12 protein-coding genes are annotated in these 13,665 nt (G+C 39.6%); 8 read left to right on the top strand and 4 right to left on the bottom strand.

Going from position 1 to position 13,665, the window contains the following annotated elements:
• Position 1: 1 nt before the first annotated feature.
• Positions 2 to 709 (bottom strand): response regulator, encoded by a 708-nt coding sequence (locus tag ACLLO5_RS26995; RefSeq protein ID WP_413176252.1) that lies wholly within the window; start codon positions 707 to 709, stop codon positions 2 to 4.
• 396 nt (positions 710 to 1,105) lie between these two features.
• Between ACLLO5_RS26995 and ACLLO5_RS26990 the strand changes: the two genes are divergently transcribed.
• Complete coding sequence (locus ACLLO5_RS26990) at positions 1,106 to 2,227, top strand: ATP-binding protein (RefSeq protein ID WP_413176251.1); 1,122 nt, start codon at positions 1,106 to 1,108, stop codon at positions 2,225 to 2,227.
• Between the two features lie 204 nt (positions 2,228 to 2,431).
• On the opposite strand, the gene ACLLO5_RS26985 is transcribed toward ACLLO5_RS26990, so the two are convergent.
• Positions 2,432 to 3,430, bottom strand: a complete 999-nt coding sequence (locus tag ACLLO5_RS26985) for a hypothetical protein (protein ID WP_413176250.1) — start codon at positions 3,428 to 3,430, stop codon at positions 2,432 to 2,434.
• Positions 3,431 to 4,002: 572 nt separating this feature from the next.
• On the opposite strand from ACLLO5_RS26985, the gene iscB reads away from it, so the two are divergent.
• Together iscB and ACLLO5_RS26975 are read left to right on the top strand one after the other, a co-directional pair.
• Positions 4,003 to 5,286, top strand: coding sequence for an RNA-guided endonuclease IscB (gene iscB, locus ACLLO5_RS26980; protein WP_413171230.1), 1,284 nt, complete (start codon positions 4,003 to 4,005; stop codon positions 5,284 to 5,286).
• A gap of 142 nt (positions 5,287 to 5,428) precedes the next feature.
• The gene (locus ACLLO5_RS26975; protein WP_413176248.1) at positions 5,429 to 5,659 is read left to right on the top strand and encodes a helix-turn-helix domain-containing protein; all 231 of its coding nucleotides are present in this window, start codon (positions 5,429 to 5,431) and stop codon (positions 5,657 to 5,659) included.
• A 346-nt stretch (positions 5,660 to 6,005) separates the two neighbouring features.
• Here the strand turns inward: ACLLO5_RS26975 and ACLLO5_RS26970 are convergent, their stop codons facing one another.
• On the bottom strand, positions 6,006 to 7,229 hold the full coding sequence (locus tag ACLLO5_RS26970) for an RNA-guided endonuclease InsQ/TnpB family protein (RefSeq protein ID WP_137668466.1): 1,224 nt from the start codon (positions 7,227 to 7,229) through the stop codon (positions 6,006 to 6,008).
• Positions 7,230 to 7,592: 363 nt separating this feature from the next.
• On the opposite strand from ACLLO5_RS26970, the gene ACLLO5_RS26965 reads away from it, so the two are divergent.
• From ACLLO5_RS26965 to ACLLO5_RS26945, 5 genes are all read left to right on the top strand, one after another.
• On the top strand, positions 7,593 to 8,345 hold the full coding sequence (locus ACLLO5_RS26965; RefSeq protein ID WP_413176247.1) for a ParA family protein: 753 nt from the start codon (positions 7,593 to 7,595) through the stop codon (positions 8,343 to 8,345).
• Positions 8,342 to 9,250: a ParB/RepB/Spo0J family partition protein gene (locus tag ACLLO5_RS26960; RefSeq protein WP_413176246.1), complete on the top strand. Its 909-nt coding sequence runs from the start codon at positions 8,342 to 8,344 to the stop codon at positions 9,248 to 9,250. Before ACLLO5_RS26965 ends, ACLLO5_RS26960 begins: the two co-directional genes overlap by 4 nt.
• A 441-nt stretch (positions 9,251 to 9,691) precedes the next feature.
• Positions 9,692 to 10,879, top strand: coding sequence for an RNA-guided endonuclease InsQ/TnpB family protein (locus tag ACLLO5_RS26955; protein WP_413176245.1), 1,188 nt, complete (start codon positions 9,692 to 9,694; stop codon positions 10,877 to 10,879).
• A 655-nt stretch (positions 10,880 to 11,534) separates the two neighbouring features.
• On the top strand, positions 11,535 to 12,476 hold the full coding sequence (locus ACLLO5_RS26950) for a ParM/StbA family protein (RefSeq protein ID WP_413176244.1): 942 nt from the start codon (positions 11,535 to 11,537) through the stop codon (positions 12,474 to 12,476).
• A gap of 84 nt (positions 12,477 to 12,560) precedes the next feature.
• Entirely contained in the window at positions 12,561 to 12,857 is a 297-nt protein-coding gene (locus ACLLO5_RS26945) for a hypothetical protein (protein WP_413176243.1), read from the top strand.
• A 192-nt stretch (positions 12,858 to 13,049) separates the two neighbouring features.
• Here the strand turns inward: ACLLO5_RS26945 and ACLLO5_RS26940 are convergent, their stop codons facing one another.
• The gene (locus ACLLO5_RS26940; RefSeq protein ID WP_413176242.1) at positions 13,050 to 13,637 is read right to left on the bottom strand and encodes a Uma2 family endonuclease; all 588 of its coding nucleotides are present in this window, start codon (positions 13,635 to 13,637) and stop codon (positions 13,050 to 13,052) included.
• Positions 13,638 to 13,665: the final 28 nt, after the last annotated feature.

Raw genomic sequence — 13,665 nt, 5'->3', positions numbered from 1 at the left:
TTTAATTGAGTAAACCAGCCCGTAATGCTAGAACAGCAGCTTGAGTGCGATCGCTGACACAAAGTTTGTTCAAAATACCCCGCACATATACTTTTACACTTCCCAAACTAATATACAGTTGATCAGCAATCTCTTGATTGCCGAATCCTTGAACAATTAACTCTAAAACTTGCATTTCCCGGTCTGTTAATGGATCTGCTGCCAAAATACTTACTTGCTCCGGTTCAATAGCAGAGATAATCGCTTTGGAAGTAATATTTTGTTTTGTCGTCACTGAGCGACGAATATGTTTGAGAATAATCCGAGCAATTACTGGGTCAATCCAAGAATATCCCTCATAAGTCATGTACAGTGCTTCTAACAGTAACTCAAACTTAATGGTTTTGATACAGTAAGAATCTGCCCCAGCTGCAAAAGCGGCTAAAACCATTTCCTCTTGAGCAAAAGAAGTCAACATAATGATTTTTGTTTCTTTTGCTGATGGCACAGATTGTCGAAACTGTTGTACTAGTGCTATACCATCCATGTCTGGTAAACCAATATCAACAATGGCAATATCTGGCTGAGTATCTTGAAGCAGTTTTAGACCAGCAGCAGCATTTTCAGCATCTCCCACAACTTGAATATTTTTTTGCTCGTTTAAACAACTACTGATACCGACCCTGGTCAAATTATGGTCTTCAATAATTGCTGCTCTAATGTTTTCCATGACCTACCTCAATAACTGGCTAAATGTACTCTCTCTAATGTCGGAAATGATCAACCATAAACGGATCAGTCTATCGGTTAAAAATTGTTAGCCTGTTAGCCAAAATCTATCTATTGACGTATGCAGAACACAAGCGGTAAAAAATCTACCTATTGATATATGCCAAATTTAAAGTTTTAGTAAAACAATCTATCTAAGTGTTAAGATTCGGTAAAAAAAAGAAATAGCAAACTGTAAGGATTCAGCACTCAGCTTTCAAAAGTCAGATTTTTAACAGTTACACCCAACAATAGCACTTGATAATCGACAAGATTTATCAAATATTCTGAACCGATAGCGTAGCGTCTTCTGACTTCTTACAGCAAACTCGATTTAAGCAAATATACTGGTATCTGTATGACACCTTTCTTTTGGAATCCAAGTTCAACAGAAAGTATCCTTTGGGTAGATGACTCAGCTAAAAATGTTTGTTTGTTAAAATCTATTCTCAAGCAACAAGGATACAAGGTAATACTAACAGACAGTGATACGGAAGCCTTGACTAAGATTGCAGAATCTCCACCTGACTTAGTAATTTTAAATACCTTTCTTCCTAATATCAATGGCTATCAAATCACGCAACAAATTAAGCAGAATTATGATGTACCTTTCATACCAGTTTTGCTGATTATAAATTTTGACGAGTCCAGTTTGATTCGTGGTTTACAAGTTGGTGCTGACGAATTTCTGATTCAACCTGTAGAGCAAAAAGAATTGTTAGCAAAAGTGCGTTCGCTCCTGCGGCTCAAACATAGTATCAATCAACGAGATCAACTGGCTAGACAGCGATGTGAAGATTTTATGATCAAGCTGACTCATGATTTACGCACTCCTTTGACCTCAACAATTCAACTTTTGCAAATGATTCAAAAAGGCAATTTTGGTCATAATTTCTCAGAAATACGGAAACATTTGCAACTACTGACTGAGAGTAATCAAACGTTACTGTCAATGGTGGAAAATGTGCTGGAGGTTTATCAGTATGAATCTGGATGTAAGAACTTAGAATTTTTTCTCGTTGACTTGTGGGAATTAGCTCAAAAAGTAATTCAGGAACTTAAACCTTTAGCTATAGTCAAAAATTTAGCTCTGAATGCCAAATTAAACGACACACAACCATCTGCGGTGAAAGTGCGGGGCGATAGAATAGAACTTTACCGACTGCTAACTAACTTAGTGGGTAATGCTATTCGTTTTACAGATAGGGGTTCAGTAGAAATTCACCTTAATTCCCACGGACAACGGGTAACAATTGCTGTCAAAGATACAGGAATTGGTATTAGTAAATCAGAGCAAGTACACTTATTTGAACGTTTTCGACAGGGTAAACATCAACGACAAGGTAATGGTCTAGGATTATATTTGTCTCGTCAAATTGTAGAAGCTCATCAAGGAAATATTTCTGTTTCATCAACTTTAGGTAACGGTAGTATTTTTACTGTTTCTTTACCTGTGTTAACACCTGTAGGGCAGCGTTGACTTTTGTTAAAATTTTAGGTTTGGTTATTTGGGAGCAACCCCAAAATGTGATGTGCTGAAATCAATACGTAAATAACTTGTTTTGTGCTGTGCGGGCAACGAAATATTAAGATTTGTTGAAAATGTAGTGGTTAATTGAGAATTAAAATTGGCTCTCACTTTGGAACGTTGCTTCCTGTTTTTGATAAGTTGATACTCCTATTTCTAAAGAATACTGTTGGTAAATAGCAGTCCATATTCTTGTTCAGCATGATCTAACAATTTTGACTGCAAAGGTGAAAGGTACGGTTTGGGTTGTTTCCCTAATCCTGAACAAAGCCAATCAACGGCACTATCTCGGTTTTCAATTTGATGTAGTCTTCGCAATCTCAAGCATAGCTGTTGCATAAACTGGCAGTCTTCATCCAACAGTTCTAAGGATTTCAGATGTTCTATTTTCACTGTATACTCAGCATCCCAAGTCTCAATAGTGCAGCTATAGTCTCCAACATGGGTAATGACACCCCAACAACCACTTTTGCCTTTGAGTTCTGGGTTGTCTTTGGGCAGTAGAATACATACTTCCCCAACATGGTAGGGATTTGGTACTTTGGTTCTTTCTCGGATTTTGTCCACAATATCTTGAACTTGACGACCAGAAGGAATTTTACCACCCGCTTGCTCTACTGCCTGTTGCCAAGCTAAACGTTGTTGTTCTGGTTCTAAGGGAACCAAAGGTCTAACCTGGCGTTCGCTGGTTGGTAAGATTTGGGAACCATTGGTTCCCGTTTCGTTTGCGATTTTAGTTTGGGAACCATTAGTTCCTGTTTCGCTTGGGATTCCAATTTGGGAACCATTGGTTCCCGTTTCGTCTAGGATTTCAATTTGGGAACCATTGGTTCCCATCAGATTGTCAACTACTAATGAACCAGCTATCAAGTAGTTCACATGACGGTGAGTAAAGCCAAATCGGGAACGACAGTAATTTTCAAAGGTTGAGTGAGTTGAACGGTACAAACGTCTGTCTCGTAGTTCTTTCAATGCTTTAGCAGCTGCGTAAAATGCTTTTTCTACTTGTCTCTCTAAAAATATGCGATCGCGCCACTCGTCTGTACTAAGTTCAGTCAGTTCGGAGCTAACAACTATTTCTGCATGGCTAGTTGCAGAATCGTTCTGGCTGGGTAGCAATTTTTCATCAGTAGAGATGTTTGATATCTCACTCATAATTTCTACCCCCTAGCTCCAAAGAAAATTTGCTATTAATTGATACATTATCAACTGTAAATTTATGATTTATATTCAATAATAAACTGATAGTTTATATTTGAGGGTAGTGGCATGGCTGAAGAATGGGTCAACCACCCATCACTTCCCTTCGGGTAAGTGAGGGCTTGTAAAAGCCTAGTTGACCAGACTAAGTTCTTGACCGAACTACGTTAGAGGTAAGAGTTAAGGACTAGCCCTTTCAAGGTGGTAAAATTTGGAACGAGGATTGGTTGTTTCAACCTTCACAAAACCCAGAATATAAGCAAAAGTTTCAAGATGATAGCGATGAAATGAAGTGTTTCCGTTAGTCACCTTGAAAGGGCTAGAGTTAAGGACCTACCAGGGGATGCGTAGCCCCTTCGGGGTTCAGCAGTCGCTCATGGGGGAAACCCCCAAGACCGCGCTGCTTCACTAGTTCCCTGCTCTAGAACTTAAAAGTTAAACAGGCTTAAGGGTTAAACCAGTGCTTTTAAGATAGTTACCGACCTCTAACATTGTCAAAGCTAACATTACCCGCAAGGAGGGACAATATGTCCAAAGTATTTGTTTTAGATACCAACTTCATACCGTTAAATCCAATTCATTCTGCACAAGCCAGACAACTATTAAGAAACAAAAAAGCAGCAATATTTAGACAGTTTCCGTTCACAATTATTCTCAAAGAATCGCGTCCTGACTCCCCAGTATCGTCGCTGAGATTAAAGATTGATCCTGGTGCAAAATTCACGGGAATGGCATTAGTTAACGATTCAACTGGTGAGGTTGTATTTGCTGCTGAATTAAAACATAGAGGCTTCGCAATTAGAGATGCTTTAACTTCTAGAAGACAATTAAGACGTTCTAGACGTGCAAGAAAAACTCGTTACAGACAACCAAGGTTCTTGAATAGAACACGTCCAGAGGGATGGTTAGCACCGAGCTTACAAAGTCGAATTGAGAATATCAAAACTTGGGTGAAAAAGTTGCGCCAATTTGCACCAATTGGGGCGATTAGTCAAGAATTAGTAAGGTTTGATATGCAGTTAATGGTTAATCCTGATCTTCAAGGTAGGGAATATCAACAAGGAACTTTAGCTGGTTACGAAACTAGAGAATACTTACTAGAAAAGTGGGATAGACAATGTGCCTACTGTGGAGTGAAAGACGTTCCTTTTCAAGTAGAGCATATTCATCCACGAGCCAAAGGTGGTAGTGATTCAATTACAAATCTCACTTTAAGTTGCGAGAAATGTAATACCAAGAAGGGAACAAAAGATATCAAAGATTTCCTCAAAAAAGACCCATCAAGGTTAGAAAAAATCCTGAAGCAAGCCAAAAGACCATTAGCTGATGCGGCCTCCGTCAACACAACTCGATTGGCATTACTAAAAGTTTTAAAAGCGACTGGATTACCTGTAGAAACTGGTTCAGGAGGGCTAACAAAATTCAATAGAAGTCAACAGAAACTAGAGAAAACGCACTGGATTGATGCAGCTTGTGTTGGTCAATTAACTCCAATTCTCAATATCAAAGGTGTTAAACCATTGTTAATTACAGCTAACGGTCACGGCACTAGACAATCTTGCAGAACTGACAAATACGGTTTTCCTTCTAGATATGTCCCCAGGTTCAAATTTGTTAATGGTTTTCAAACCGGAGACATTGTTAAAGCTGTTGTCACAAAAGGTACAAAGATTGGGGCATATATCGGACGAGTAGCGGTGAGGACTAGCGGTAGTTTCAATATCTCAACAGTGTCTGGACTGATTCAAGGTATCTCTTACAAATACTGTAAATCAATTCACAAAAAGGACGGTTACGAATATGGAAAATAACAGATTTGTTAATTGCTCAACTGTCTCTCTCATTGTTTGTGCTGGCGCACAAAATTACTCAAGGGACGTTTCACAATTAACCCTCCATTCCTCCCATCACCAAACTGAGTACAGTTTTGGTGGGGGTCTCCTGGAGGTTTAGATGAAAGTTAGAAGAACGATAGATATAGAAATACCCGGTTTGGGAAAGAGAATTAGACAAGCTAGAGAAGCGGATAGACGCTCTTTAGCGGAAATATGTCGTCAAATCCCCATGACAACTATGAATTGGTACAAAATAGAATCCGAAGAAACCAAAGCTTTGCCAATTGAAACTTTACAGCGCATTGAAGAGGTGCTAAGTGTTGATTTTGGTATTAAATTTTATGAATAACACAGAAAAAATGCTTATGCTTGACAATTAACCGATTTGCTAAAACTAATATTTTTCTACGATGAAATTTTAAATTTAAACTTAATTTCTAATTAATCAGAGTATATATTACGGCAGTTTTCATGTATTTAGACTACATCCAACATAAATCTTGTTTCTTCCTTTGTACCTTCTTTGCGAATGGCCGCTCCCTCTTACATATTTTTTGTCTCTACCCTATGCTTATAGCACGCTACGCAAACGCCTAACGGCGATTGTGCGAAACTTTTATAATCGCTGTAACCCAGCAGAAGTAGTGATACTATGAAAGGAAATTAACAGTTAGTAGTTTTATGGACAAATATCCTCAAGCTACTTTTCCCGGTGTTACCCGGAATGGGCAAACTGCAATACCCTCTATCCCTAAGCTAAAAGCCGCAGGGACTACTTTTCTAGCAATATTCAAACTAGCATTAACATCGGCATGAATCAGCCCACCATCTTGAGATTTGTACCAAGCGCGTTGTATTCGCTTGCCACTAAAGTTGTAGGTTTCTCCTTTTTTGTACACAGGAATGGGGTCTAAGTCCAAAAATGAAGCCGCAGAAGTGTAAGATTCTTCATGAATAAAAACGGTAATTCCTACTAATTCAGCTTTGTATTTTAATTGCTCTATAAATCGAGCATGAGGAATACTAACGAAGTTCTGATTTGTGGTTTTACCGAGATTTATTTCTTGCTTCCATTGTTCATTTTTGCCAATAACTAGCGTTCCAATTCCGGCTTTAACTAAATAATTAATAATCCATCTGCTGGCATGATGTAAGTAATTGGCGATTTGATTATTCCGTTTACAAGTTAGTGTATTTATCCGATGAGATGTGTGAGCATTTCCCTCCAGTTGAGATTGAAGTTTAGCTTTAACTTTATTGTAATGACGATTGATTGATTTTAAAGGTTTTCCGTTGATAAGTACAGGTTTAAATCCTGGCTTATTGGCAGCTAAGGCGGCTAAATTATCTAATCCAATATCAATACCTGCCACACTGTTAGGGTCTAATTGCTGTGGTTTAGCCTCCATTTCATAAACTACTTCAATGACATATTGCCCACATCTGGGGACAATTCTTACTTGTTTAATATTGCTTGCTGATGTGGGAAATTGTATATTTGTTTGCGATAGTTTAATGATTCCTGTTCTCAAAGCAGGTTTAGAAATTGTACCTAATTCATAAATCAGAATATTTCGTCCTTGAGTTTTATCCTTGTATTTGGGTAATTTTGGTCTACCTAAAAACTTGGATGGGTCTTGATAATAAGCTTCTGTAGCATGGAGAAAAGATTTCCAATTCCGATGCAAAACTATCAAAACTTGATTGCTGACTTTACTGGGTAGTGCTTTGTAAGATTCATGCTGTTTTACTTGATGGTATATTTTTGTATTATCTAAATACCTGCCTTCAAAAATAAATGATTGCCTGACTAAGTAGTTAGCGTAATTGTAGAGATTTTTAGAACGCCAACACAACTCATCTATCTGTTGATAGAATTGATGAGCTTTTTTGATGATGTGACGTTCAACTAATTTCATGTATATTCCCTAAATGTCAGCATACTCTACCATATATGAGTATATTTAGCTAAAAAATCAATGAATATTTACAACACACAAAAAAGCGAGATTTTCTAATTGATTATCTGCTGAATTGAAAATGCAATAATACGTCCGATGTCAGAAAATCCGCTAAAAATCAGTTTTTTAAAGAGTTGTTACCAAGTTTTACCAATAAATCAGCCACAAACTAAAACTTGATTAACGTTTACTTCGATAGGATAGGGCTGTAAAAAAGGACAGACTTTTGATGATAACTTGTAGAAAACTTTGAAATTCTGCGTCCATTCTTCTTGAAAAACTCCACTTCTCCACTTAATAAGATTGTTAGGGGGCAAAAATTTGACACGCATAATTACACTTTTTAATCAGTCTGGTGGTGTAGGTAAATCGAGTTTAGCAATGAATCTTGCCTACCATTTGCAGGAGCGTAAACATCGCGTACTGCTGATAGATATGGACCCTCAAGGGTCGCTTACAACTTTCATGGGGCTAGATCCAACAGCACTAGAGCAAACTGTTTATGACTCCATTTTGCATTCTGTACCATTACCAATTCAAACTCAAGTTCATGGTATAGATTTAGCTCCCGCCAATATTAATTTGAGTGCTGCCGAATTAGAATTAGTGGTAGCAGATATGCGGGATATCCGACTCAAAGAAGCTTTAGAACCAATAGCCAATCAATATGATTTTATATTGATAGATTGTCCACCTAGTTTGGGATTGCTGAGTTACATCAGTTTGGTAGCAGCTACTCATGTTCTAGTTCCAATTCAAACTCAATACAAGGCATTTTGTGGAACTGAGTTATTGTTAAATACGGTTGCCAGAGTGCGATCGCGTCCCAATCGTAAACTAGCGATCGCTGGGTTTATTCCCACTATGTACGATGGTCGTAATATTCAGGATGCCCGAACTTTAGAAGCTATCCAACAGCAATTAGCGACAGTGGGTGTGGTCTACCCAGCCATTCCTCGTTCTACAGCTTTTGCTGACGCATCCGAAGATCATGTCCCTTTGGCAGTCTATAATTCCAAACACCCGGCTGTGCCTATTCTCAAAAAAATTGCACAAGGTCTAGAAAAGTTATGAGTAGTAGGCGCGATCGCCCATATCAACAAATGAAACCTTTGGATATCCTGTTTGGGGAGTCTCAATCTGTAGCTGAAATAGTTGCTATTGAATCAATTTGTCTCCCACAGCAGCAACCAAGGCGTTACTTCGACCCACAAGCAATGCAGGAATTAGTAGAGTCCGTGCGGCAACATGGGATTCTACAACCACTGCTGGTGCGTTCTCGTCCAGATAATAAGCATGAACTGGTAGCCGGAGAAAGACGCTATCGAGCAGCAAAAGAAGTTGGTCTGGCTGAAGTACCAGTTGTAATTCGAGAACTCACCGATGAAGAAGCTATGCAGCTTTCTTTAATTGAGAACCTCTGCCGTGAGGATTTAAACCCAGTTGAGGAAACTGAGGGCATCTTGCAACTTTTAGCAATTCGTTTAGGGAGTGAGGTTGCCGATATTACTCCTTTGTTGTATAAAATGAAGAATGCAGCAGACAAGGAAGAAGAGTCTAGGCATAACGTTATGCCTAACCCAGAAGCTCAAGTAGTGGAAGAAGTGTTTACGAGTTTGGGGTTAATGACTTGGGAATCCTTTGTCAAGAATCGTCTGCCATTATTAAACTTGTCGGAGGATGTGTTAACAGCACTGCGTGAAGGGAAAATTGCTTACACAAAAGCGAAAGTGATAGCTCGAATTAAAGACGAAACTGCACGCCAAGAATTACTAGCAGTAGCAATTGCGGAAAACTTGTCTCTAACTCAAATCCAGTCACGGATTAAAGCCATACAACCTTCTTCTGATCCTGACCAACGTAAAGAGCGGATAGAAGGAACAATGAAGCGAGTGAAACAGGCAAAGGTTTGGGAAGACCAGCAGAAATGGAGTCGTTTAGAAACACTCTTAGCACAAATAGAGGAATTGCTTGTTTAGGAATAATGTTGTAACTGAAAAGCCGATAACAACGAAAACACAGCAGGCATCGCTATAATGCTCTCTCATCAAACTGGGTTGAAACTTTGATTTTCTGTTGATCGAAATGATTTAAAATCCTAAATTGCACCTTCTGTGATGAAAGAGCGATAACTATCACTTTGTCAGTGTGAACTTAAACGACTGTTAGATCATACTTTTACAAGTTTTCTGGTATGCCTAAAGTCAGCGTGTCTTTAGACCTGAGATATAAGCGACTTGTGCAGTTTGGCGAGATCACCTAGTTATGTCAAATTTGCTGAATACCGTTCAATGTAGAAAACTAATTTAAAATCATCAGAAAAATGGGTTTGAAACCCAGTCCTTGAGCGATAGCGGAGGACGGCTTTACTTCTTAATTAATTCTAACAGTCTCACAAAATATGTAGTAAAATGTGAAGCATGGAAAAAGCCTACCGCTATCGTTTTTACCCAACTAGCGAGCAAGAACAAATATTGCGCCGGACAATTGGTTGTGTGCGGTTGGTGTTTAACAAAGCCTTGGCAGCGAGAACCGAAGCTTGGTACGAAAGGCAGGACCGAGTAGATTACGCTCAAACCTCCACCATGTTGACGCAGTGGAAAAAGCTTGAAGACCTTCAGTTTTTGAACGAGGTGAGTTGTGTACCACTGCAACAAGGATTGAGACATCTGCAAACAGCTTTCAGCAACTTCTTTGCGGGTAGGGCAAGATACCCCAACTTTAAAAAGAAGCGGAGTGGCGGTAGCGCAGAATTTACCAAGTCTGCTTTTCGGTGGAAGGATGGACAGGTCTACTTGGCAAAGTGTTCTGACCCATTGTCAATCAAATGGTCTAGGCAACTTCCAAAGGGGTGTGAACCCACAACTATCACTGTGAAACTCGAACCCTCTGGACGCTGGTTTGTCAGCTTGAGGATTAATGACCCAGCAGATGAAACCATGCAGCCAGTTGATAGTGCCGTAGGATTAGATGTGGGTGTTAGTAGCCTTGTTACTCTGAGTACGGGTGAAAAGATTGCTAACCCCAATGCGTTTGACAAGCACTACCAAAAACTGAGGAAAGCGCAAAAGTCTTTGAGTCGTAAGCAGAAAGACTCTCGTAATCGAGATAAAGCAAGGCTCAAAATAGCGCGAATCCAAACCAAAATTTCTGATTCTAGAAAAGACCATCTGCACAAACTGACAACTCGACTGATTCGTGAAAACCAAACGATAGTAGTTGAGGATTTGGCGGTTAAGAACATGGTCAAAAATCCCAAACTTGCCCGTGCCATCAGTGATGCTGCGTGGGGAGAATTGGTCAGACAACTGGAATATAAAGCTCTTTGGTATGGTCGCAACTTGGTAAAGATTGACCGATGGTTTCCCAGTTCTAAACGCTGTGGACATTGCGGTCACGTTGTTGAAAAGCTACCGTTGAGTATCAGAGAGTGGGATTGCCCCAACTGCGGAACTCACCACGACCGGGATATCAACGCCGCTAAGAATATTTTGGCCGTGGGACACACGGTGACAGTCTGTGGAGCGAACATAAGACCTAATAACCATAGTGTTAAAGGGCAGTTGCGAAATACCCGTCAGGGAAGGAAACAGAAACCTAAATCGTGAGGTTTAGGAATCACCGCGCTTTTAGGGCGGTGAGAATGTCAATGGGGTCATAGTTCCCAACAGGGACGTGAGTTATCTTGGCCTATGGTCAGTAGTCCACCACTCCACGGGTGTCTCAAGGATGCAGAATTTCTTTAAGTCTGCGCTCTTTCCTGGGCAATGAAAAGGAATATTGTCAATAATCAACGAATCGCACTTCCATAATTTATGTGATTGGGTGGTAGAGTCCATCTTTGCTGTGACTTGAAGAAGATTTTGGACAGGTTGTCCAACTTTACCTTCCAAAAATGGATGTCCAACTTCTCCTTCTAAAAACGTCCAAAAAAATAGGCTTCTGCTGTTTTAGCTAAAATTCAGTTAGGGTATATACAGGTGTTGTATAGGGGCTATGTATACCCCAATGAGGAATTTGAGAATTATGGCTATTCCCTTTAGCCCTTAAATATCACCTACATAGAGTATATATAGGTGATACTTAGGGTATTTTTTGCTAAAATAAAATAATTTGGGGTATATATAGGTGTTATTTATGGGTTAAATATACCCTAACAATAAATAAGAAAATAATTGAGATTTTAGCCCCTATTTAGGGTATATATAGGTGATATTCAGGGTATCTTTGTGCCACCCATTTTTTGTATCCCACTTGACCCCCATGCCCAACATTCACGCCTTGCAAAAAATATTTCCAGCAGGATTCGATAACGGTTACGGCAGCTTGAAACTTTTTGTCGATGGATTTGAAGTCGTTCGTATCCCCAGCTATATTTCCACAGCAGAGATGGAAGATGTACCAGGAAGAATCGTCTTAGATGGAGCAGCTTACACAGTAGGAGAATCTGCCTTTCGTACAGGTTATCATTTTGACCGCAACACAGACCACAACGAAAACAAAATTAAAAATGCACTGTTGATGTTATTTGGTGGATTAGCACATCTGCCACATCGTAAAGCTTGGCATTTAAAATTAGTCGTCAGTTTACACGACATAGGACTAGCAGAAGATTTAAAACAAGAACTCAACGGCGAATATCAACCAATACTTGCGGGCAGAAAATCAGATGTCACCCTAGAAATAATCAAAGTCGTCCCAGAAGGAATGGGTGCATTGTTTGGACATCAACTTCCACCCAAGCTCACTGTCCTAGATTTTGGTAATGGAACTACACTTTATTCTCGTTACAACCAAGGAAAGCGAGAAGTTCACACTCCCTACCCGGCAGGTGTAGAAGTTCTCATCGAAGACATTGCCGAAAAAATGAAACGTCTCAATGGGGGGAAAATCGGGAACGCCTCCCAGATTCGATTTTGTTTGGAAAAGGGACATACCAGATACAGTCGTGACATTGACATCAAAGATATCTACACCAGTTGTTTGAAAGATTGGTATGAAAAATTCTTAAAGAAACCCGTAAGCCTGACACTAGATGCCAAACACCAGGGGGATGAAATTTGGGCGATTGGGGGAGGCTGCTTGTTACCTGGATTTAAGAAGCTATTGGAGAAGAACGGGTTCAAAATTCTGGACAATCCCGTAGAAGCTAATGCCTGTGGATTGCTAGAGATGGCAAAAGCCATGATCAACAAGAATCTTTAGCCCTCCTGACCACCTCTGGCTTGAGCTTGAGGGGTAATGATGCACGAATATTTGAATCAACCAATTTGAATGGGAATAAAGCCAATGACACCGGAAAAAGTTCGGATTAAAGATAGCTACCGAGAACGTATATTTGCCGAATCACAGCAACTAGATAAAAGTTACCTAGAGACGCTTTACTTTATCATTGATTGCTATTTTGCTTTCAAAAAGGGTGCATTCCCCATGCAACAAGTATTTACGCAAGTTACACATACCCCGGCTTTCAACCCGATTGCTACCAACCAAAGTCAACAAGACCAGCTTTCTTCAACTCCATTACCACCGGAAAATCCCAAAGATGCTGATGGCGAAACATTCACACTGGATTTTGATTTGTAACTATTATGTCTTGATGTGGCTTCATTCATTCCCAAACTGATACAAATACTAGCGATTTATACTAAGAGAACTCCACAAAAAAGATGAACTGCTTGCAGCAGAGCTAGTTCCCTCCGGGACGCTCCGCGAACGCTATCCAATCTTGTGGGATGGGCAAGATGCCCGCACCACAAGAGATTTTGGGATATTTTTTTAATTGGAAGTCTCTAATTCCTCAAAAACAATATCCTCATAAACTGACTCAATGGGAAAACTTAAATCAATACTTCGTAGCTCGATATTATCCCCCAACTGATAATTAAAAATCTCCCAATTACCGCGATCATTTTTGCGGTATAAATCAATCGCTATTTTCTCAGCATCAACCAAAACATAATCTTGCAAACTAGGATTGCGACGATACAATCTAAATTTATCCCCTCGGTCATAACTGGCTGTACTGGGAGATAAAACCTCAACAATTAGACAGGGATATTGAATTGCTTGGATTGCAGTCCTATCTCTCTCGTCGCAAGTAACGCTCACATCAGGATAAACATAATCTTTTGTTTCCAAAATATTTACACGACAATCGGAATTACCAACCTGACAACCACTACCCCGTAAATGACCTTTAACAATGAAAATAATATTACTAGCAATTCGGCCATGATTTTGAGTTCCCCCACTCATAGCGTAAACTTCACCATTAATATACTCATGGCGAAGCAGTTGTTTTTCTTCCCAGACAAAATATTCTTCGGGTGTTAACTTAGGAAACTTATCTTTTACAGCAATCATTTTTTGTTACCTCATCTACGCTTGACAC

Source organism: Anabaena azotica SJ-1, assembly GCF_047275885.1.
Lineage (GTDB): Bacteria > Cyanobacteriota > Cyanobacteriia > Cyanobacteriales > Nostocaceae > Trichormus_B > Trichormus_B azotica_A.
Note: the sequence above shows the minus strand (reverse complement) of the source record. Positions and strands in the feature narration are given on the sequence as shown.